Raw genomic sequence first — 21,171 nt, forward strand, 5'->3', positions numbered from 1 at the left:
TCCCCCTTTTATACAAATCCGTTTCTTTCGAGAAGATCACTCATGGTAGCATCTGGCTCCTCTTTCGGTTTGAGTAATTTTTCCACATACTTTCCGATAATATCGCATTCGATATTAACGGCATCCCCTTTGGATTTGACGCCAAGGTTTGTTGCTCTAAGGGTATGGGGGATAAGCGCAATCGTGAAACTTTTCGTGTCCACATCGGCAACGGTTAAACTAATACCATCCACAGCGACAGAACCTTTTTTTACAATGTAACGAAGCAGCTCATGTGACGTTTGTATTTGAAAATACGTCGCCTCACTACCCTCTGTATGCCGAATAATTTCTCCAATGCCATCGATATGACCGGATACTATATGACCACCAAAGCGATCAGATGCGGCCATTGCTCGTTCCAAATTGACTTGTTGGTTTTTTCTAAGTTGAGATAAAGCTGTACTTTTGATTGTTTCTGCCATCACATCAGCAGTGAATTGCCTCTTATCCACAGATGTAACCGTGAGACAGACACCATTGACAGCAATGCTATCGCCAATATTCGCATCTTCTAGTACATGGCTGCATTGAATGGTTATGCGACCTTTATTCCCTGTCTGCGCCATATCTTCAACTATGCCTACTTCTTCAATTAGACCGGTGAACATCATCTACACCTTCTTTATGTTTGGCTGTAATTTTCACATCATCACCAACTACCGTTACTTCTTCGATTTCAAGATTGACTGCTCCGTTTGTAGAAACATCCGATTGGAAAGCATTTACATTTCCAAACAATTTCGAGGCAATATACGTAATATAACGCTGAACTTGATGCGCGGAAATGAACGCATCATTGATGGTTTTACCCCCTTCAACCAACACAGTCTGTATATTTAAACGTCCGAGTTCTTCAAGTACAGCCTGAGGTGTAACCGAGTCTATTGAGAAAACGTAGATCCCCTTTTCCCGCAACAGAGAAACTCTCTCGTCTGTACTCTCCACTTCGGTAAATATCCACAAGGGAGCCTTTTCGTCTATGACGAGTTGTGCATCCAATGGTGTTTTTAAAGATCGATCGAGTACCACTCTAACCGGGTTTCTCCCGTCGACTTCCAAGCGCGTCGTTAAGGACGGGTTATCCCTAAGTACTGTTCCAACTCCAACGAGAATCGCGTCATGGACATGCCGTAGCTGGTGAACTTCCTTTCGAGCTGTCTCCCCAGTAATCCACCTTGGTTCTCCATTAGGTGTCACCATTTCTCCATCGAGCGTTGCCGCAGTTTTTACCGTCACGAATGGTGTTCCCGTTTCCATGTAGTGAAAGAAAGCTTCATTGAGCTTCGTTGCTTCTTCCTGAAGCACTCCTACTTCAACTTCAATATTCGCTTTACGAAGTGTATCAATTCCACTGCCAGCTACCTGTGGATTTCGATCTTTTCCAGCAACGACGACGCGTTTAATTCCTGCCTCGATAATTTTTTGTGTACATGGAGGGGTTTTGCCGAAATGATTACACGGTTCAAGCGTTACATACATCGTCGCCCCATCTGTGTGTCCTGGAGCCATTCTTAACGCTATAACTTCTGCATGATCTTCGCCGGCACGCATGTGGGCACCGGTACCCAAGATCATGCCATCTTTCACAACAACCGCGCCCACCATCGGGTTTGGTGTCGTCTGTCCTTTCATTGCAGCAGCCAACTGCAACGCATGTTTCATATACCAATGATCATTCATAATAACGCTCCCTTTTTTAGGGCAAATAAAACCCCGGAGTTACTTAAACTCCGGGGTTAAATAGGTTTATATACGTACCGAATTACACGTATTATAAGGCATCGCGTATAAATCAAGCATAAAAGCTTGGTTCTACGCAATTCTCAACTTCTCCCATCCAGACTTTCACTGTCGGCTCTGGAGTTCCACCAGATCCACCGTTTTGCCTACGCAAACCGGGTCACGGACTGTCACCGCCGGTAGGGACTTTCACCCTGCCCCGAAGTTTTGAACGATTATTAAAATGTTAAATTAAACATTATCACTTTCATGAAAAATGATCAAGTAGCTCGTATTATATGAGTTCCTACGTTTCCATCATACATATGTTTACAAAGTAGTATAACTATGGCTCATGGAATCAGTTTTATTGAGGAATGACCCAAATCATGTAATTTGACAAGCCCATTGACTGAAATCACAGGGCTTGTCACTTTTTATCCCTAGCCTGCTACCTGTACGGCCGGATGTCCAACAATTCATCCACTGTAACAAATTCTATTCCATCATCTTTTAATTCCGGAATCACTTTATCCAAAGCCTCGACCGTATTCATTAAGTCTTCATCGTCTTCCCCGCCAGCACTGTGCTGCAAAACGATTGCTCCATAGGTAATATCACTTAGTATATTGTCGGCCGTATCTTCTGCCTCCATCTCTTTCCAATCCAAAGAATCCTGCGACCAAATGACATTTGAATAATTTAATGCTCCTACAGTACGAACGGTGTCTTCATTTTGTGCACCATAAGGAGGTCGAAACATACGTACGGCTTCACCAGTAATATCATGGAGAGCGGTTTCGGTCCGGTCAATTTGTTCCTCTACTTCCTCGTTGGAGATATCAGTAAATTTTGGATGATCCCAACTGTGATTGGCAATCATATGTCCTTCGTCCACGATTTGTTGAACAATATCCGGATGAGCTTCAGCCCGTTCACCAATGAGAAAAAAAGTTGCTTTTACATCGTATTCATCTAATTTGTCCAATACAGCTGGTGTGATCACCTCATCCGGCCCATCATCGAACGTCAATGCCATTTCCATCTCATCCATAGGCCCTTGTAAAGCTACCACGTCAGGGAAGGCTTGCTGCAGTTCAAAATTATCAACCGGGTTGGGCTCTCGAGCTTCTTGCTCGGACCCTCCTCTCAATCCAGGGGTTTGGTCATAGGTTTTGGTAGAGCTTTGCTCCTGATCTTCATCTGTCGTTTGCTGACCATGACCAATCTCCTGCACATCCAACGAGTCTTCTATATCTTCCAAGTCCTCATTTTCAGGAGATTCCTCATGTTTGATGTATCCAGGACCTTCCGCAGTTCCATTACAACCGATCAGTAAAATCAACAAAAATAGTTGTACGAGAAATAATTTCAGCATGCGCATGCTTTTCACCTCCAGGATTACTTTTTCCTGTAAAAGAAAAAGTATGTGTCCCTGGACATGCACATGTAGCGAACGATTTTAGGCGAGCATTTTGCTGATAAGCCCCCGTTCATCCACCTCCTGTAAATGGGGGGATTCGTTTACTCTCCCTTACTATATCCTTCCTCTGCGTCCCGCTTAACTTCCTCGAGGGAGGCACCAAGACCAGCCGTAATCACAGCTACATACCCTCCCTCAATCATTGGAGCATCGCTGATGACAATGTTTCTTTCTTCATGCATTTCCTGCACCATTTCCGCGTTCATTTTTGCACTTCCAATATCATAAAAAACGAGCACATCGGTTTCTGAATCAATCTTATTCAAGGAAGCCTCAATCCGATCAATGCTTGTACCGATTTCACCGTCTTCGAGCCCTCCACATGAATAAATCCCAACATCAGGGTTGGCTTGTTGCAATAACTCGCGGGCCCCTTCCGCTAAAGCCTCAACATGCGAGACGAATAATAACGCGACGTTATTTTCTTCCATCATTGTTCACCTGCTTTCATCGTGTTCGCCAGCTCTTGAAAAAGATAATAACTGGATACAGCCCCGGGGTCGATATGACCAACCGATTGTTCACCTAATAAGGCACCTCGTCCTTTTTTTACAACCATTTCTTCAGTAGCTTCCATCCCTTTATAAGCGGCACTTTCGATATTATCCCAGCTCGGTTCCCCTTCAGTGAAAGCTTCAGCGACAGGGGACCAGACATCCAAAAGCGTTCCATCACCAGTGCTCGTTTTTCCGCGTTGGGCGATACCTTCCACGGCCTTACTAAGCCCCTCCGACCATGCTGAACCGTTCACTTGTTCTATCCCTTTCCATGCAGCTCCCATCCTCATAAAGGCCGTACCATATAAGGGTCCTGCTGCGCCGCCAACCTTGGAAACGAGTGTACTGCCTACTTTTTGCATCAAGGATGACAAGGACAAGTCTTCCCACTCATCCAAACCTTCTACAACCGCCTGAAAACCACGGTGCATATTCACCCCATGATCTCCATCACCAAGGGCATGGTCGAGTGTAGATAATTCATCCTTATGTTCACTAAGCCGTGCTGATGTTTGCCGTAGCCATTGCTTTGCCTGTTCTACATTCATGGAAGACCTCCTTTTTATTGCTTCCATTGCACGGTTTGTACGGGTGCTTGTAAATACCCCGACAATTCCTCATCAAGGGCTAATAATGTAAGAGATATTCCTGCCATATCAAGGCTTGTCATATATTCCCCTACAAAGGCGTGCTGTACATCCCGGTCTTTTTTCTCCAATTGCTTGATCGTGTCATTCGCTAACACATACTGCTCTATGAGGGGTGTGCTGCCCATGCCGTTCACAAGTAGAGCCAAAGGCATCTGCTCCGGAATTTCTTCAAGAATGTGATCCAGCAAAAGTTTAGCTATTTCTTCTGAGGTCACCACTTCCCGGCGATCCACGCCTCGCTCACCATGAATGCCAATACCGACTTCCATCTCCTCATCAGCAAGATCAAAGCTCGGTTGACCAACTGCTGGTAATGTACAAGGGGTAAGAGCAACACTCATGCTTCGGGTTTGGTTCACCGTTTTTTCTGCTACTCTTTTCACTTCTTTCAAAGATGCGCCTGTTTCTGCAAGTGCGCCTGTGATTTTCTGCACGAGCACCGTTCCAGCAATACCTCGACGCTGCTTAACATCTGACACTGCTACGTCATCATTTATGATCACCATTTCCGTAGAGATTCCTTCAGCTTCAGCCATTTCTTGAGCCATCTCTACGTTCATAACATCCCCGTTATAATTTTTTACGAGCAGCAGGACTCCCTCCCCCTGATCCACCGCCTGAATCGCGGACAGAAACTGATCTGCCCCAGGAGAGGTGAACACTTCACCAGCTACGGCGGCATCAAGCATTCCTGCTCCTACATACCCCGCATGCGCCGGCTCATGACCGCTTCCACCTCCACTTACAATGCCGACTTTTTGTGGTTTTAATACACGTCGTGTGATCACATCCGTATCCTCAAGACGTTGGAGCTGCTCTCTATTAGCAGCTACCAAACCCTCTAGAAATCCCGTAACGATCTGTTCAGGATCGTTCATTAATTTTTTCATCGTATCCCTCCAGTGATAGCTTGTACATTTCTATACCCGTTACCCCAGGGAGAACAACCCTCATTTTTGCCGAGCCATTCACGCACTCATAGCTTCTATAAGCGCTTTCAGTTACAATATAAAGTAAATAAGTTGTTCAAAAAGTCCGGGAAAATAGCTGACGTATTCGTGAGAAGTGAATGCTTTCATGGTGCAAGCACGAGGCTCGAAGGCTGCGTCTTTTTGAACACTCACTAAAAAGGGGAAATTTGATATGATCCAACTTTGCGAAGTCGGCGCCAGAGACGGTCTTCAAAATGAAAAAAAACATGTATCTACCGAAGACAAAGTAGCCCTCATTAATCAGCTCATTCAAGCAGGTGTGCAAAAATTCGAAACCGTCTCATTTGTCAACCCTAAGGTTGTTCCGCAAATGGCAGATGCCGAACAAGTGATGGAAGCTCTCCCCGAAGATGATGCCATTACTTATGCCGGGCTCGTACTAAGCCGATCTGGACTAGAACGTGCCCTTTCTACGAAAGTTGATCTTCTGCATATCGTCGCGGCTACAAGTGATACGTTTAATTTAAAAAATGCCCGGCGGACCGTGGATGAAGGAGTAGAAGAGCTAACCGCCGTCATTGAAGATGCCAGTGCAGCCAGCCGGCCCGCTGCTGCTGTGCTTGCCACCGCTTTTGGCTGCCCTTATGAAGGGGCGGTTGATCGGGATCGTGTTTTTCGTGTCGCGGAGACGTTTCTTGACGTTGGTGCGCAGGAAATTGTCCTCGCTGATACTACGGGAATGGCAAACCCAGTGCAAGTGCGCGAAATGGTCACTGCATTTAAGGATAAGTTCGGCGATGAGGTACCGCTCGGGCTTCATTTTCATAATACACGCGGACTAGGTCTTGCAAATGTTGCTGCGGGCTATGAAGCTGGGGTACGTAGGTTTGACGCCGCGCTTGGCGGCCTTGGCGGCTGCCCATTTGCCCCAAATGCTGTAGGGAACGTCGCTAGTGAAGACATGATTCACATGTTCCAGGAGATGAACGTTAGAACTGGCATTGAACTTGAATCAATGCTATCTACTTCTCGGTGGCTGGAAAAAGTCATGGAAAAAACACTTCCTGGTATGGTCATGAAGGCAGGGGCTGCAAGTTAAACCATTCGCCCTAAAAAAGGCCGCTCTCGGCGAGCGGCTCTTTCTTTTACAGTGCGTGTTCAAAAAGAGCCGAGTAGGTCGACGAGACCGAGCGCCGGAACGCAAGCGATTTTTCCGGACTTTTTGAACAACCTCTTACATATTGTCCATTTGTTCTTTTGTGGGTCCGTAAAGGCCAGGGACTTCAAGACCTGCCTGGCGGAGCAGAACGACCATTTCTCCACGATGATGGGTTTGATGATTGATTAATGTGCGTAAAACTGCACCTCTTGGCGCCTCACTGCTCAGGAAGTTCACATTTTCAAGCAGTGATTCATCCGTGAGTCCAGCTTCAATTGCCTGCTTCGCACTGTCTGCAACCTTCTCATAGGCTGCCTGAATTTCTTTTACCTGTTTTGGTTCATCTTCTTGTTTACCGACAGGGATAATTTCAATGCCCGCTTGACTAAGCAAAAAAGTCGGTGTGACCGCTAAGTGCCAGCCTAGCCAGCCAAGCGTATTGTGCCCCTCTGCGATAGACTGGTCTAATTTTTCATCTGTTATGGATTGAAGGACTTGCTTTGTTTTTTCCGTTTCAGCTGTCCATTCATTTATAAAGTCAGTCACTTTTCGGTACATAAAAATCCCTCCAATGTCGTCACTTACTTTGGATGATACTGGAACCTATGTTTGTTTGCAAACGTCTGGGTTCGTGATTCATGTTACAATAAAAGGACACATTTTTCTGTAAAAGGGGCTCATTCTATGAAACAAGCATTACTAGAGTTGGAGAAAAAGTTTTCCCCTGAAAAAATGAACGGTACTACGATTCATACTTCCTGCAAAGAAGATGTGGTGCAAGTGGTCCAATGGGCAAACGAGCATAGCATTCCCCTGTCTATCAATAAAGAAAATACCGAAGGGGTTTATATCGTTACGAGCGACTGGCCTGCAACGATTGATGTATACCCGGATGATCTGATCGCAAGAGTTTCTCCTAATGTCATCCCCGCAGCCATTAATGAAGAGGCGAATAAGCACGGACTTATGTATCCTCCCGATGCAAGCGGACAACACACTTCAACGATCGCCGATCACCTCGCGATGAACGCGAGCGGTGCGCACCGGCTGAAATATGGCGTCACCAAAAATTTCGTGATCGGACTTGAAATCGTTACACCAGAAGGAAGGCTGATTCGCACTGGCGGACGGACGATTAAAAACGTTACCGGCTACGATGTTACGAAGCTTATCGTCGGGGCAAGAGGCGCTCTCGGATTCATAACGGAGGCAACGCTAAAATTAATGCCTCAACCACCAGCTCACTGTACGTTGATTGCGACATTTAATGATTTAGAAAAAGCCGGGGAAGCGGCTAGGAACGTATACATGTCTCATATTTTACCGGCGAAAATGGCCTTAAAAGCGGTTGATAAACCTCAGCTCTTGATTGCCCTTGATGGCCAACCGAAAACGGTGGAGGCACAAGCCCAAACCTTAACCGCGATGCTTGGAGAGGTCAATGTCACTGAAGGTGAGGGTAACGCCTTATGGGATACTTACCGTGAGGAAAGGCCCGGTGTCCGTGCAAATATCCCCGTAAACAAACTGCAGCCATTTTTCCAGCATCTCAAAGATACCTATGGAGGAGTCCCTTCTCTCTACGGACACGTGGGAGATGGTATGTGGTATATAACGGTTCACCTAAGGGAGGGCGATCCTGATTTATTTTTTCAACGTAAAGAGCACAGTCCAGCTGCCCGTACATTGATGACAGAGATGAAAAGACGTTGGGATCCGCAGGGGATTATACGGGGAAAGGCAGGGATGGAGCGATGACGCCTGATTTAAAGGCTCTGCAGGAAAAAATCGAGTATGATAAGACGTTTGATTGTGTTCAATGTGGGTATTGTCTGCCGGCATGTCCTACATATAAAACGATGGAAAAAGAAACACATTCGCCGCGAGGAAGGATTAATCTTGTAAAGATGGTGGCGGAAGGGAAGGCTTCGCTTGAGGATTTGGAGGATCCAATTGAAAAATGCCTGGGATGCATGGCATGTACGACCGTTTGCCCGACGCACGTGCAGTATGGTGCGATATTTGAAGGAGCCAAAGAGGTCTTGGAAAAACATAAGCGGAAGTCCGGCGTACAGAAGGTAACGGAAAAGTTCTTGTTTACATCGTTCTTTCCGAGTAAGCGTTGGATGGATACACTCGGAAACGCCACTTGGTTCTATCAGGAGAGCGGCATGCAAAAAATAGCACAAACATTAAAGCTTACCTCGATCGCACCGCTCAACCTTGATCAGTTCGAACATGCACTGCCAAAGATGCCTTCGCCCGTGGAACGAAGACGCCGACAAACCCATGTGATGCCTGATAACAAAAAACAGATGACGGTCGCTTTTTTCAGAGGTTGTGTGATGGATAGTGTTTTCTTTGAGACGAATCGGAACTCCATTGAATTGTTACGGCGAGCAGGTGCTGAAGTTGTGACTCCTCTAGAACAGACATGCTGCGGGGCACTTCATGCCCATGATGGCAAGAGATCCAAGGCAAAGGAATTAGCGAAACGAAATATTGAAATCTTTGAAAATGAAGACGTGGATTACATCGTTAACAATGCTGGCGGTTGCGGAGCTAAACTGGTGGAATACGGACACCTTCTTACTGATGAGCCTGAATGGCGGGAACGTGCAGAACACTTTTCCGCGAAAGTAAGAGATATATCAGAGATCCTTGCTCACCTCGATAATCTAACGTTCACCAAACCAGTACGAAAAACAGTCACGTACCAGCCGTCTTGTCATATGACCAACGTCCAACGTGTAACCGAACCGCCGCGAACGTTAATGGCGCAAATCCCGGAACTAAACCTTGCAGAAATGTCAAAGCCCGATTTTTGCTGCGGCTCAGCAGGGATCTATAACATTCTCAATTACGATGACGCCATGGATATCCTGGATGTGAAAATGGCAGATGTTTCGGATGTTGAACCAGAGGTGATTGTCACCACGAATCCCGGCTGTCTACTACAAATGAAATTGGGAATTGAGCGGGAAGGGGTTGGTGAACGGATGGAGGCTATCCATCTCGCGGATCTGTTAATGGAAGCAGAGCCGATAGAGAAGAGCGATTCCCAATAAAATACACACCTTACACCGCCAACAGTATCTTCCAATTTCCCGCAAGGAGGTATGGTCGTTCTTCTCCAACCCGAATCAGCTGGCAGACATTACGCCAGCTGATATGTCATTTGAAATGTTAGATGAGATGTGTATCCGGGCATTATTATTCGCTACCGCATCCGGCCGTTCTTAGCAATTCCCATTCAGTAGGTCACCGAAATTACCCATGTCAAGGAAGGGGAACGTTTTATCGACGAGCAACGCTACAGCCGTTTTCGCTACTGCCATCACCAGCACCATTTTTTCTAAAGATGCGATCCATTATCTAATGCCGTTCACAATCGCCAAAGGAATCACCCATGAACTTTTCGTTCTTCAACGGCTTGAGAACATTTTTGATTTTCGGGCAAAACAATTAGAACAATTGAGGAAGTTCTAATCACAGGCCTAAACTAAATTTATGAAAACTCATGATTTATTTCTGCTGCTATAGGAAAGCATCGGCCATTTCTTTTTCCATTGCTTTTCCTTTTTTCGTTTTTCAAAGATGCGCATCATTTTTTCAGATTTCTGGAAATGCGGAGTGGGGGCAACGATTCCTTGCATTACATCTCCCACTCCGTATGGTGCTTTGAGGATTAGCGCATGATCACGGTCAAGCTTTAGGCCTATTGCTGTTGCAGTTTCAGGAAACTTAGAGATCGCATCCGCAGACGAATGATAAGAAGGGGTGTCGTTAATCACATGCATCCTCGCCTGATTCTTTACTGACCAAGGTTCTTCAGGTTTTATCTCAAGCAAACGCTTTTCTAACTCTTTCTCATAACCTTCATCTATAAATAAGGAATCAAAGTAAATCAGATCAATATCCGCTAATGGAGTACGTTGCTCGAATCCATGCAAATGATCCCAAATTTTCGTACGAACAAAACCTGCACAAATCCACCAATCTGGAAGCTGCAAGGTTCTCGCTAGCTCCAATATGCTCATCATCCAGTCATCAGATTCTATGATCGAGATGATATCTTTTTTATTTTTCATCGCATCCTCCATTTATAATTACTAAAGAATTCTTATGTAATTTATTATTAACCCATATTTGATTCTTTTATCTTAATGAGTCTTATGTGAAGGAGAACTTATCGAATTAACACCTGGCTTAGCGACATGTAAAATTCTGATAACAAGTTTACACTTCAATCACATGAGAGTGGTCTATCCGGAACCAGTTGCCTATTGGTTAGGAGAGGCTGGGCCCGGACCTTCCTTTATCGAAGCCGACGGCATATAAAGTGAATTTACCGCAAGTAGAAACGATGGCATATAACCTGCTTCAAGTTTCAAGAATTCTTTCTAGTAACTCGATCCCGGCGGAACCAAAAAGCCTAACGCGTTCTCCTAGCGCCGGTACTCTATCTTGTTATTTCAATCAACACAGGAATAGGCAGGCCTCCCTATCTCTCCTAATTATGCTTCAGAACTTTTACCTACTACACATCACTGCGCTGCTTTGACAAATGCATTAAATAATCGCTTACTGTACACATCTTCCGCAATGGCCATGTTCTCCGGATGCCACTCTACACCGATCACAAACGAATGCCGCTCGCTCTCAAATGCTTCGATGACGCCATCACTAGCTGTTCCCACAACCTTGAACCCTTCAGCCATCGATCGTACGGCTTGATGATGAAAACTGTTTACTTTATAACGAGTACTTTCGACGATCTTCGCCAACTTTGAACCTTCATTTACCTCTATATAATGGGAACCATGGGATCTTGGGGCACGTTGCTGGTGTTGCAATAGTTGGTTTGTTTTCTGAGTGTAAATGTCTTGGTACATATCTCCACCCGCAGCAATATTCAACATTTGGCATCCGCGGCAAAGTGCTAAAATCGGGATATCCTTGTCTAAACAGGCTTGAATAATTTCCATTTCAAAACGATCTCTTAACGGACTGATTTCCCGTAGTTCAGGGTGCGGCTCTTCACCGAATAACGTCGGATCGATATCTCCGCCGCCAGTAACAAGCAAACCGTCTATGGCTTCGACCATTTTTTCGATCTTCTCCGTTTGCAAAACATTCGGTAATACGAATGGAACACCTCCACTTTGCAGGATGGAAGTAACATTGTCCTGATGAAGAGAGATCATTTGTTCATCCCGTAAATTAGTAGTTATTCCAATGATTGGCTCCATTCGCTCCCCCTCTTTCTAATGAATCCAAGTTATTATTTACGATCGGCCCTGGATACTCGATACAGAACACGTGAAAAACAGCCTCCATTTTCTGGAACATTTCCCGCGTTTGTAAGAAAAAAACCGTACCCCCTCATCCTGGAAACCGCGATTTTCCCCCTTAATCAAACATGAGTGGCCGGGCAATCTTGTTAATCGCTCCGCCATCAACCATAAGCGTTTGTCCACTGACATAGGTAGATTCGTCGGAGGCAAGGAACAAACAGGCATTGGCGATATCTTCAGTGGTTCCGATACGCCCCATCGGCTGGTAATCGAGTGTTTGTTTGAATGCTTCGTCTGGATCGTCGAGGCTTTCGAAAGTTTTTTGTAACAGTGGGGTGTCGACGGTGCTTGGGCCAACGGCGTTTACGCGGATTTGATCTGCTCCATAATCAAGGGCCATTTGCCGCGTGAGCGCAGTGATACCACCTTTTGCAGAGGCATAAGCCGCAAGCCTTGTGATCGTCTTCTCTGCATGCCAGGAAGCAATGTTAATGATCGAACCGCCTCCGCGCTTTTGCATCAAAGGTAAGACATATTTTGAGCATAAAAACGGTCCGGTTAAATTGATCCCTAGGAGTTGATTCCACTCTTCAAGCGATGTTTCGTGTACAGCTTTACGAAAGTTTATAGCCGCATTATTAACCAGAATGTCAATGCCCCCATAATTGTCGCTGACGACTTTTACGAGCTCCATCACGCTTGCTTCATCACTAACATCAGTCGGATGAAAAAATGCATCTACATCGTTATTTTGTAATTCCTGCACACATTCACGACCTAATTCTTCATTAATATCCGCAACGATGACTTTTGCACCCTCTTTTCCAAACGTCCTTGCAATTCCTTTACCAATTCCCTGACTTCCACCTGTGACAATTGCAACTTTCTCTTGTAAACGCATTTTGCTTCTCTCCTTTTAAAACTTAGGGTTACGTTACATATCCATTCAACACATCATTTTCCTTTGCCTCAGCTTTACGTTCAGTGATGTTTCCAAAGCCGCCGCCTCCTGGCAGCAATAATGTCACTACATCCTCCGGCGAAAGCGTATAAAGTTTCTTTGATTCCTCAGCAGCCACGCCATTGATGCTTACTTCAGCTTTTGCTCCGTCACCGCCGCCTTCCAGCCCCTTAGGTGCATACTGCATACGATCAAACATCAGCGGCAAGGAAAAAGGCCGCTTCGTACGTACTCCAAATCGGATCGTCTGCCCGAGTCCTCCCCGGAACTTACCTTCGCCCCCCGAATTTGGCCTCAGCTCCTTTTGGTACACCAACAACGGTGACATGTTCTCGATAATCTCTACCGGCGTTCCCTTCACCCCCGAAGGAAACGTCGTTGCCGACAACCCATCCTTCCCAGGTCGAGCCCCTGTGCCACCCGCATTAAACGTGACGTACGAGAACGGATTTCCTGCTGCATCGTCCCCGTGAACTTGTAGTGCAAAAATTGCCGCCGCACCTTCCGCTGGAATTTTTTCCGGAAGCACATGAGAAAGTGCTCCAAGTACACAAACCGGCGCAAAATGTCCAATAATGTGGCGAGCGGCCGTCGGCATCGGGTGCACCGCGTTTAGCACACACCTCTCAGGCGCGCTCACGCTCACCGGTCGAAAGCTCCCCTCGTTACTCGGGAGATCGGGAGCAATCGTTGCTTTCAACACGTAGTTCACGTACGCTAGCGTGTAGTTGAGGCAAACGTTAATCGCCTTCGTGCTACCCTCCGAGGTGCCACTGAAATCAACGTGTACCTCATCCCCGCTTACAGTAAGCGCACACTGCAGGCGCACCGGCTTTTCGCTGCCGTCACTGTACAGTTCATTTTCATACGTGCCATCCGGAAGCCCTTCAATAGCCCGCCGCATCGCCGCCTCCGACAGGCGCATAATCTCTTCACCTACGGCTTCTATATCCAGTAAGCCAAACTCCTCCAAAGTTTCCCGTAATCGAGCGATGGCGACTTCCTGAGCAGTCACTTGTGCCCGAAGATCCCCGAGCACTTGATCCGGTGCGCGCACATTCGCACGAATCAGTGCCACAAGCGTTTGATCGATCATGCCTTCAGAATAAAACTTCATATAAGGAATATGTAGTCCCTCTTCATAAATACTCTCGCCCTCTGGACTAAACCCGCGCCCGCCAACATCCGTGACGTGACACGTCGAAGCAAAATAGCCAATGAAATTTCCCTGATAAAACACAGGCGTCACAATGGTAATATCTAACAGATGCCCGGAAATCTCATAAGGATTGTTTCCAATAAGAACATCCCCCGCGCGCAACGTCTCTACTGGTATATTTTCCAGAAAATAACGAACCCCTGTTGCCATTGAATTAATATGCCCTGGTGTTCCCGTCCGTGCCTGGGCAATCATGTCACCCTTTTTATTAAAAAGACCTGCTGACAAATCATTGGCATCGGACAAAATACTTGTGAAGGACGTACGAATCAGCGTCGTTGCCTGCTCCTCAAGAAGCGTCCCGAAACGGTTCCAGAGCACCTCTAATTGAATCGGATCAAACGTTGTCATGCCTATCCTCCTTCTTGATCATCCACAAATTCCATAAATGATCAACGTGTAAAATAAAACCGGGGGCGACGACAAGTGTGGATTCGCGTTCTTCCACGATTGCTGGACCATGAATTTCAGCACCTGGTAGTAAATCCTGCCGTTCATATACAGGAGTCTGGCAATATTCCTTGTACGTGCGAAAATAAACATCGCGGTGTGCTTTCGGTACCGCCTCTTTAGAGATTCGTTGCTCTGATACTTGAACGGATAAAGCAGGTTTGGGGCCGCGCACAATCACCCGCCAATTCAACGTTTCAATCGCCATATCATCATGCGCTTCGGCGTATAGCTTCGCATAGGCCTCTTTAAAATTTTCTGTTACTTCAGGAACACTTTTTGACGTGAGAGCCCCATTGGGTAAGGGTACTGTGATTTCGTGTGTCTGTCCGGCGTACTTCATTTCCGCACGCCTGAGAATTTCAACCCCTTCTGTAACACCGGCTTGCGCGAGCAATGCTTTTCCCTCTTGCTCCATGTCTTCCAATAATTCCATTACGTAGTTCCAGTCGAGTGTTTCCAGTTTTCCAAAAAAACTACGCACAAAATCGAACGCAAGCGGGGACGTCAGGAAACCAAACGCGGAATTTACACCGGCTCCCATCGGAAGCATCACCGTCGGCACATTCAAGATCTCAGCCACATGTCCCACATGTACTGGACCCGCGCCCCCGGAAGCAAACAGGGGATAATCGCGAATGTCCTTACCTTTTTCAACAGCGTGGATGCGCGCCGCTCCTGCCATATTTTCATTAACGACCTCATGAATGCCCCAAGCTGCTTCAACGACATCAAGACCAAGGGGCTTCGCGATTTCCGCTTCAATCGATTCGTACGCGCGAGTTTTGCTTAATTTCATCTCTCCGCCGAGAAAATAATCCGGATTGAGATAGCCGAGGACGAGATCCGCATCCGTCACCGTCGGCTGTCTGCCGCCACGGTCATAACAGGCAGGCCCCGGGTCTGAACTCGCACTCGCAGGCCCTACTTTGAGCAGCCCAAGCTGATTCACGTATGCAATGCTCCCGCCACCCGCCCCAATTTCAATCATTTCCACAACCGGTACTTTCACCGGCACACCACTACCTTTCATAAAACGTTCAGCACGACCCACTTCAAATTCATTTGTCGTAAGCGGTTTGCCATGATCGACGAGGCTTGCTTTTGCTGTCGTTCCTCCCATATCAAAAACGAGCAAATGATTCAGCTTGCTATTTTCACTGTAGTAGGCTCCAGCCATCGTCCCGCCCACGGGCCCCGATTCGAGAATACGAATCGGAAAACGCACCGCTGTCTCAATCGTACATGTGCCGCCGCCCGATAACATCATGAGGAAATTCCCCTTAAACCCCCGTTCTTTCATTGTATTTTCTAATTTTCCCAAGTAACGTTGCACAAGTGGTTGCACGAACACATTCGCCGCTGTCGTCGATGTGCGCTGATACTCGCGAATTTCCGGTGACACCTCACTCGAAAGGGAAACGTAAAGGTCTGGCGCCACCTCTTTTGCAATCTCACGCACCCTCGCTTCATGGGCCCCATTTCGATAACTATGTAAAAAACAAACGGCGACCGCTTCTACGCCTTCAGCGCGTAGCTTTTCAAAACGCTCTTTAACAGCCGTTTCATCCAGAGGCTCTAACACCGTACCGTCATTCAAGATGCGCTCTTTCACCGTGTAACGGAGATGCCGCGGCACGAGCGGCGATGGATGATCAACAAAAAGATCATACAAATCATAACGGCTTTCCGTCGCAATTTCCAACTGATCACGAAACCCCTCTGTAGTGATTAAAGCCGTTTTCGCCCCTTTTCGCTCAATCAAGGCGTTCACGACCAGCGTTGTGCCATGAATGATCGTTGCAATGTCATCATAACGCCAACCATATTTTTGTAAATGATCTTCAAGCCCATTAAGAAAACCATCCGACGGATTCGGATATGTGGTTAACGTTTTACCGAAATACCGCTTCCCTTCCTCATCAAGAAAAACAAAATCTGTAAACGTCCCCCCAATATCTATGCCAACGTGAATTGAGGTCATTCTATTACCCCCTTTATTGATCTCTATTCATACTATTCTTCATGAAAGGGAGCAATCCTTTAATATTGAAAGAAAAATTGTTCATTTCTCCCCCTTATTGATAGAATTACCCGTTGACGGATTCATAGAAAAGGAGTATATTTAAAATAAGACAAAGGGGAGTAGCTCCTTATCAAAGTCGTCATGACGGGAAATAAATCCCCGGCTTTGATACAACCGACTGGTTGTTCGCAAGACCTTTGCCACCACGGGCGAGGTCTATTTATATATGCCTTTGCCCAATTGAAATTGGCAAAGGTCTTTTTTTGCCTATAAAAAGGAGCGAAAATACGTGGAACTATCGTTATTACTCGAATACAGTTGGGCATTGCTTATTCTAATCGCACTGGAAGGGATTCTTGCCGTAGATAATGCTGTTGTTCTAGCGACATTCGTCAAGCATTTGCCAGAGAAGCAACGTAAAAAAGCCCTTTTTTACGGTCTTGCGGGAGCCGTCGTCTTTCGGCTTATTGCTTTAATGTTTGTCGTCTATATCATCAACATCTGGCAAGTGCAAGCCATCGGCGCCCTTTATTTGCTTTACTTATCGATTCATCACTTTTGGAAAAGAAAAGCCGATTCAAGCGCACAAACACAAATCGCTGCCACATCCAAACAATCAGGCTTTTGGATGAGCGTCCTTAAAGTGGAAATGGCAGACATTGCGTTTGCCGTGGATTCCATTCTTGCTGCGGTGGCACTAGCAATGGCATTACCCGCAACAGGGATGTTTTCAGTAGGCCCGTTAGACGGGGCGCAATTTCTCGTCGTATTCTTTGGCGGGCTCATCGGCGTCATTATTATGCGCTTTGCCGCGGGTAAATTAATTGCGTTATTGGAAAAGCGCCCCGGGCTCGAACATGGTGCTTATCTCATTGTCGGGTTAGTGGGTATAAAATTAGCTGTCTTCACTCTTTCACATCCAAGCATCGCGCTGCTGCCTGAACACTTTCCCGAAAGCGGGGCATGGAAAACCGTTTTTTGGAGTGTAATGGCGGTTACCATCATCCTTAGCTGGATACTATCAAGACAAAAAGACGACGCAGCTTAGCCGGATCATGCCTTACGACCTACGTAGCTGATAGCAATCTTTTTGAAAAGATCAATGCTGCAAAGATAATCTTCAACTTCTACGTATTCGTTAGGTTGGTGCGCAGTCGATCCATTGATGGCGCTCCAAATAATAATCGGGAAGTTCGATTTACTTTTCATAAATTGGGAACCATCGGTATAGCCGCTCATACCGGTCGGTTCTTTTCGTTCACCCGTTTCTTTTTCGAGTACATTTAACAGATGATCGACGAAGGGGTCACTTGCAGCGGTTTCCATCGGAGGCAGGTCATTCAACACTTGAACTTCTCCTGATAGTTCCGGGACCTCTACCTTTAATGCTTCCAGAAGACGATGGATTTCTGCCAAGATCTCTTCATGCTTCTGCGAGGGGACCGTTCGAAAATCGATGACCGCCCGGCACATATCTGGTACCATATTCGGACTACCACCGGCCTCAATGGCATTAATGCTAAACGATGGCTTCCCTAGAAAAGAATCTTCAGTGTCGTCCATCTTTAATCGGCCGTTTTCTAATGCATTGATCACCGCATTCATATGAAGAATCGCGTTTGTTCCTTTATGAGGCCTGGAACCATGGGCGGTCTTCCCATAACAGATGATCTCTACCCAGAGGGCACCTTTGTGTGTAACCGTTACATTTCCGTTCGTTGGTTCCGCGATGATCAACGCGTTAAGATCTTCAGTATACCCCTCATTGGTCAACTGCTGCGCCCCGACTGCACCAACCTCCTCACCGACAGAAGCCAGTAATTTTACATCACCGGAAAGCGGCACTCCTTCTTCTTTCATTTGAATCAACGCAATCACACATGCCATAAGCCCACTTTTCATATCACATGCCCCACGAGCGTAGATCTGGCCATCCACTTCCTTAGCAGCAAATGGTTCATAATCCCAAGGATTATCACCCGGAGGCACGACATCCATATGTCCCGACAGTCCGAGTACATAATCCGAAGATCCATCCCCCTTCAAGGTAGCAATTAAATTGATGCGCCCCTCACTATGTGGAACAAGCTCCGTTTCGATCCCATATTCGGTGAACAAAGTTTCCAGTTTCTTAGCAACAGCCTCCTCGTTCCCTGGCGGGTTCACCGTTTCCGTTTGCAAAATATCTTTTAGTTCCTCAACTGCCCTATTGGCATTCATATCATTTTCCCCCTACAGCTGAGCTTGTCCTTCTTCTTGCTCTATCATAGCCACACGCCGAATCACGTCCTTATAGCGACGGTAAGCAAAGACACGGGAATATTCCATGTAACGGTTCGTCCATAAGGTTTCACGATTATTCAATGCTTCTTGTGATAAAAGTAATGGGCGTTCATGCTCCACGGCGGCATCGGCTTGCTTTAACGCATCACTTTTTTTATATGCCTCGCCAATGACTGTAGCCATCGACAACGCACTCATTAAGGCACTCCGCATGGCAAAATGCCAGCGTTCAACTTTAACTGAAGGCGGAAATTGAGAAATGATTAAACCATCAGTCTCTAAATGTTTCTGAATTTCCTGATTCCCCCAACCATAATAATGACTGATCGGCGTTGCAAGTACCGCTACCGCTGGCTCCCCATGATCAAACGCCGCCTGTTGCACTGCTTCATCAATCCCTCCCGATAACCCTGAAAGGACCACGAAGTCGTTCTTCGACATTTGCGCTGACATTTGATAAGCGTCTCCTTGCCCATCATCAGACGGCTTTCGGGAACCAACAATCGAGACAAGGGGACGCTCAAGAAGCCCAGGGGTTCCGCGCATGAATAAAAACATTGGTGCATCACTTATCACTGCAAGACGGGATGGATAATGTTGTTCCCCCTTTTTTACAATATAATCTTTAGCTCCCAATTGCTGAAATCCATCCATCACCTGAGAATGAGCTTTTTTAAATGTTTCTGTCTCAATCAGCAATTCCTTAGCAATCTCATGGCTTTTTTCCGATAGATCCTGACCCATGTTCCAATTTTTATTTAAATTGTAAAAAACAGGCAATGTTTTCTTATCGGAACCATTATAGATCGTTTGAATCGTAAAATAGTTAATGGCTTCATATACATGTTCCCGCTCATTGTTTTCAAATAGTTGAGTGATACACTTCATTTGTTTACCATTTATACGATGGTGGCGATTTTCCAGATCTGTACGCACATATAAATTTCCACTGGAACTCTTACGAACCGGCCTTATTTTTCCTGTATGCACCAACTGATTTAAACGCTGGGATGTGATCCCCAAATAATCCGCAGCTTCGCTTGCAAACAACACTTCCTGCTCAATAAACGGACGGAGGTTATCGGCATCTATCTCAGCCACCCTGCTATTCTTCATACACATTCACCCTCGATACGCTTTTGATTTTACTCTACTAGAAAATGAATGAACATTCAATCATAATGCTTTAATAATAGCATGTTTTTTAAAATTCTGATTACAGAAGTGGTGGGCTGAGCCCCATTCAAACATAAGAAAGTTAAATTATCGTTTGGCCAACCGATCCATTAAACCGATCACATCGTCGCTTTGTGCTTGGTCTTCTGCCACTTTATTTAATTGTTCATGACCACAAGCCTGACAATGGTGTACAATTTGATATCCCTTTTTAGAATGATAACGTAAATCAACTGGTTGCATTAAGCCGCCGCATGATGAAGTACGATCCCCCGGATGCTCATCCACATGCTTAGAATATAAGCAAAAGGGACAATGATTACGATAGCTGCCATTACTAAGGGCGCGTACTTCACCACCACAATTTTCACATGTAAAGCCGGTGTTTTCAGTTGCTCTACTCACGGACAGCCCCTCCTCAAGAACATCATACTTTCTATATTACCATAAGAAGTAACGACATGTTTGTACTCAGGGATAGGTATTCTCTTATCCAAGCGATGGCTTAAAATCGCGGCGAAAAGGCTCATATCCATCCGTGAACAGTAGGCTATTTGCCATTTTTCACAGCAATTTCTTTCTCGATTTTATGATTTATAGCCGTGATTATATCTTTATTGTTCTCTTTATATGCACGTACTCCCCATGCTCGGTGAACACCCCTAATTGTAACAGGGATTGTTGAGACATTTAGCATTTTAGCAATGGCCAACCGATGTTGTCCGCTGCCTTGTTGTTTATGGATTTCACCATTTCGATCGATAAATACACAAATTTCATCTAATTTGCCTTTATTTCCAAGATCCCTTTGGGTCTTAAATCCACTCTTATTTATGTCACTATAGATGTTGTGGAGGCTATTAAAATACGCTTGAATGTCTTCCTCTGTTTTACAGCTTCTTGCCCGCCAATTCTTATAATCTCGATGTTGAATAATCTGTTTCATCTCTTGGTATTGTTCCGTTTCATAGTAAGGAAGACCTTCTTGCAATAATTGCTTGGCTGTTTTCGTATAGATAAAGTTATCTAAGTATTGATTAATGGGTTGTTGATCTTCAAGATCCCAATCGCCATCAAAAATAAAATCCTTTCCTATTCTTGATTCTGCTCTAGGGCTGCCTCCGTACTTTACTTTGGCTACTTCTACCCAATATGGATGCGATAAAGCACCTGATGTTTTATACAGCTTCTTCGGTATCAACTTCATCTGTGTTTCCATAGAAAACCGTAAAGAATGGAAAAGCTTATTAAGGCGAAATAGATTATACAACTTTAAA

Annotated in this window: 20 protein-coding genes and 1 riboswitch; of the genes, 4 read left to right on the top strand and 16 right to left on the bottom strand. The window is 45.7% G+C overall.

Annotated elements, in window-relative coordinates:
* Window positions 1-8 precede the first annotated feature (8 nt).
* The 6 genes from HNR44_RS11675 to dhaK form a co-directional block, all read right to left on the bottom strand.
* The gene (locus tag HNR44_RS11675; RefSeq protein WP_184404688.1) at window positions 9-650 is read right to left on the bottom strand and encodes a riboflavin synthase; all 642 of its coding nucleotides are present in this window, start codon (window positions 648-650) and stop codon (window positions 9-11) included.
* Complete coding sequence (ribD, locus tag HNR44_RS11680) at window positions 631-1,722, bottom strand: bifunctional diaminohydroxyphosphoribosylaminopyrimidine deaminase/5-amino-6-(5-phosphoribosylamino)uracil reductase RibD (RefSeq protein WP_184404459.1); 1,092 nt, start codon at window positions 1,720-1,722, stop codon at window positions 631-633. The genes HNR44_RS11675 and ribD overlap by 20 nt, the downstream gene beginning before the upstream one ends.
* 141 nt (window positions 1,723-1,863) lie before the next feature.
* Window positions 1,864-1,993: riboswitch (FMN riboswitch) on the bottom strand.
* A gap of 219 nt (window positions 1,994-2,212) precedes the next feature.
* On the bottom strand, window positions 2,213-3,145 hold the full coding sequence (locus HNR44_RS11685; protein WP_184404460.1) for a polysaccharide deacetylase family protein: 933 nt from the start codon (window positions 3,143-3,145) through the stop codon (window positions 2,213-2,215).
* A 140-nt stretch (window positions 3,146-3,285) separates the two neighbouring features.
* Window positions 3,286-3,678, bottom strand: coding sequence for a dihydroxyacetone kinase phosphoryl donor subunit DhaM (dhaM, locus tag HNR44_RS11690; RefSeq protein ID WP_246407358.1), 393 nt, complete (start codon window positions 3,676-3,678; stop codon window positions 3,286-3,288).
* On the bottom strand, window positions 3,675-4,289 hold the full coding sequence (gene dhaL / locus HNR44_RS11695; protein WP_184404462.1) for a dihydroxyacetone kinase subunit DhaL: 615 nt from the start codon (window positions 4,287-4,289) through the stop codon (window positions 3,675-3,677). Before dhaL ends, dhaM begins: the two co-directional genes overlap by 4 nt.
* Before the next feature lie 14 nt (window positions 4,290-4,303).
* Complete coding sequence (gene dhaK, locus HNR44_RS11700) at window positions 4,304-5,281, bottom strand: dihydroxyacetone kinase subunit DhaK (RefSeq protein WP_184404463.1); 978 nt, start codon at window positions 5,279-5,281, stop codon at window positions 4,304-4,306.
* Between the two features lie 253 nt (window positions 5,282-5,534).
* Between dhaK and HNR44_RS11705 the strand changes: the two genes are divergently transcribed.
* Complete coding sequence (locus HNR44_RS11705) at window positions 5,535-6,422, top strand: hydroxymethylglutaryl-CoA lyase (protein ID WP_184404464.1); 888 nt, start codon at window positions 5,535-5,537, stop codon at window positions 6,420-6,422.
* A 135-nt stretch (window positions 6,423-6,557) separates the two neighbouring features.
* On the opposite strand, the gene HNR44_RS11710 is transcribed toward HNR44_RS11705, so the two are convergent.
* On the bottom strand, window positions 6,558-7,040 hold the full coding sequence (locus HNR44_RS11710) for a DinB family protein (RefSeq protein WP_184404465.1): 483 nt from the start codon (window positions 7,038-7,040) through the stop codon (window positions 6,558-6,560).
* A gap of 126 nt (window positions 7,041-7,166) precedes the next feature.
* On the opposite strand from HNR44_RS11710, the gene HNR44_RS11715 reads away from it, so the two are divergent.
* Window positions 7,167-8,240 (top strand): FAD-binding oxidoreductase, encoded by a 1,074-nt coding sequence (locus tag HNR44_RS11715; RefSeq protein ID WP_184404466.1) that lies wholly within the window; start codon window positions 7,167-7,169, stop codon window positions 8,238-8,240.
* Window positions 8,237-9,550 (top strand): (Fe-S)-binding protein, encoded by a 1,314-nt coding sequence (locus HNR44_RS11720; RefSeq protein ID WP_184404467.1) that lies wholly within the window; start codon window positions 8,237-8,239, stop codon window positions 9,548-9,550. The genes HNR44_RS11715 and HNR44_RS11720 overlap by 4 nt, the downstream gene beginning before the upstream one ends.
* Window positions 9,551-10,000: 450 nt before the next feature.
* Here the strand turns inward: HNR44_RS11720 and HNR44_RS11725 are convergent, their stop codons facing one another.
* The 5 genes from HNR44_RS11725 to HNR44_RS11745 all read right to left on the bottom strand — a co-directional run bounded on the left by HNR44_RS11725 (window position 10,001) and on the right by HNR44_RS11745 (window position 16,393).
* Window positions 10,001-10,573, bottom strand: coding sequence for a nucleotidyltransferase family protein (locus HNR44_RS11725; RefSeq protein ID WP_184404468.1), 573 nt, complete (start codon window positions 10,571-10,573; stop codon window positions 10,001-10,003).
* A gap of 456 nt (window positions 10,574-11,029) precedes the next feature.
* A complete protein-coding gene (locus tag HNR44_RS11730; protein ID WP_184404469.1) occupies window positions 11,030-11,734 on the bottom strand; it encodes a gamma-glutamyl-gamma-aminobutyrate hydrolase family protein in 705 nt (234 codons plus the stop codon).
* Window positions 11,735-11,894: 160 nt separating this feature from the next.
* Window positions 11,895-12,680: an SDR family NAD(P)-dependent oxidoreductase gene (locus HNR44_RS11735; protein ID WP_184404470.1), complete on the bottom strand. Its 786-nt coding sequence runs from the start codon at window positions 12,678-12,680 to the stop codon at window positions 11,895-11,897.
* 28 nt (window positions 12,681-12,708) lie between these two features.
* Window positions 12,709-14,310 (bottom strand): hydantoinase B/oxoprolinase family protein, encoded by a 1,602-nt coding sequence (locus tag HNR44_RS11740; protein ID WP_184404471.1) that lies wholly within the window; start codon window positions 14,308-14,310, stop codon window positions 12,709-12,711.
* Complete coding sequence (locus tag HNR44_RS11745) at window positions 14,297-16,393, bottom strand: hydantoinase/oxoprolinase family protein (protein WP_184404473.1); 2,097 nt, start codon at window positions 16,391-16,393, stop codon at window positions 14,297-14,299. Before HNR44_RS11745 ends, HNR44_RS11740 begins: the two co-directional genes overlap by 14 nt.
* A gap of 331 nt (window positions 16,394-16,724) precedes the next feature.
* Here HNR44_RS11745 and HNR44_RS11750 point away from each other — a divergent pair, with 331 nt between their 5' ends.
* Window positions 16,725-17,483: a TerC family protein gene (locus HNR44_RS11750; RefSeq protein ID WP_184404474.1), complete on the top strand. Its 759-nt coding sequence runs from the start codon at window positions 16,725-16,727 to the stop codon at window positions 17,481-17,483.
* A 5-nt stretch (window positions 17,484-17,488) separates the two neighbouring features.
* Here HNR44_RS11750 and HNR44_RS11755 read toward each other — a convergent pair whose 3' ends face one another.
* From HNR44_RS11755 to HNR44_RS11770, 4 genes are all read right to left on the bottom strand, one after another.
* The gene (locus HNR44_RS11755) at window positions 17,489-18,655 is read right to left on the bottom strand and encodes a M20 family metallopeptidase (protein WP_184404475.1); all 1,167 of its coding nucleotides are present in this window, start codon (window positions 18,653-18,655) and stop codon (window positions 17,489-17,491) included.
* Between the two features lie 12 nt (window positions 18,656-18,667).
* Window positions 18,668-19,834, bottom strand: a complete 1,167-nt coding sequence (locus HNR44_RS11760) for a DNA-processing protein DprA (protein WP_184404476.1) — start codon at window positions 19,832-19,834, stop codon at window positions 18,668-18,670.
* A 147-nt stretch (window positions 19,835-19,981) separates the two neighbouring features.
* Window positions 19,982-20,299: an RNHCP domain-containing protein gene (locus HNR44_RS11765; protein ID WP_184404477.1), complete on the bottom strand. Its 318-nt coding sequence runs from the start codon at window positions 20,297-20,299 to the stop codon at window positions 19,982-19,984.
* Window positions 20,300-20,444: 145 nt separating this feature from the next.
* Window positions 20,445-21,101 carry a hypothetical protein gene (locus HNR44_RS11770; RefSeq protein WP_184404478.1) on the bottom strand — a complete coding sequence of 219 codons (657 nt, stop codon included), beginning with the start codon at window positions 21,099-21,101 and terminating at the stop codon, window positions 20,445-20,447.
* Window positions 21,102-21,171: the final 70 nt, after the last annotated feature.

Origin of the sequence: Geomicrobium halophilum (assembly GCF_014207655.1) — a bacterium.
Taxonomy (GTDB): domain Bacteria; phylum Bacillota; class Bacilli; order Bacillales; family Marinococcaceae; genus Geomicrobium; species Geomicrobium halophilum.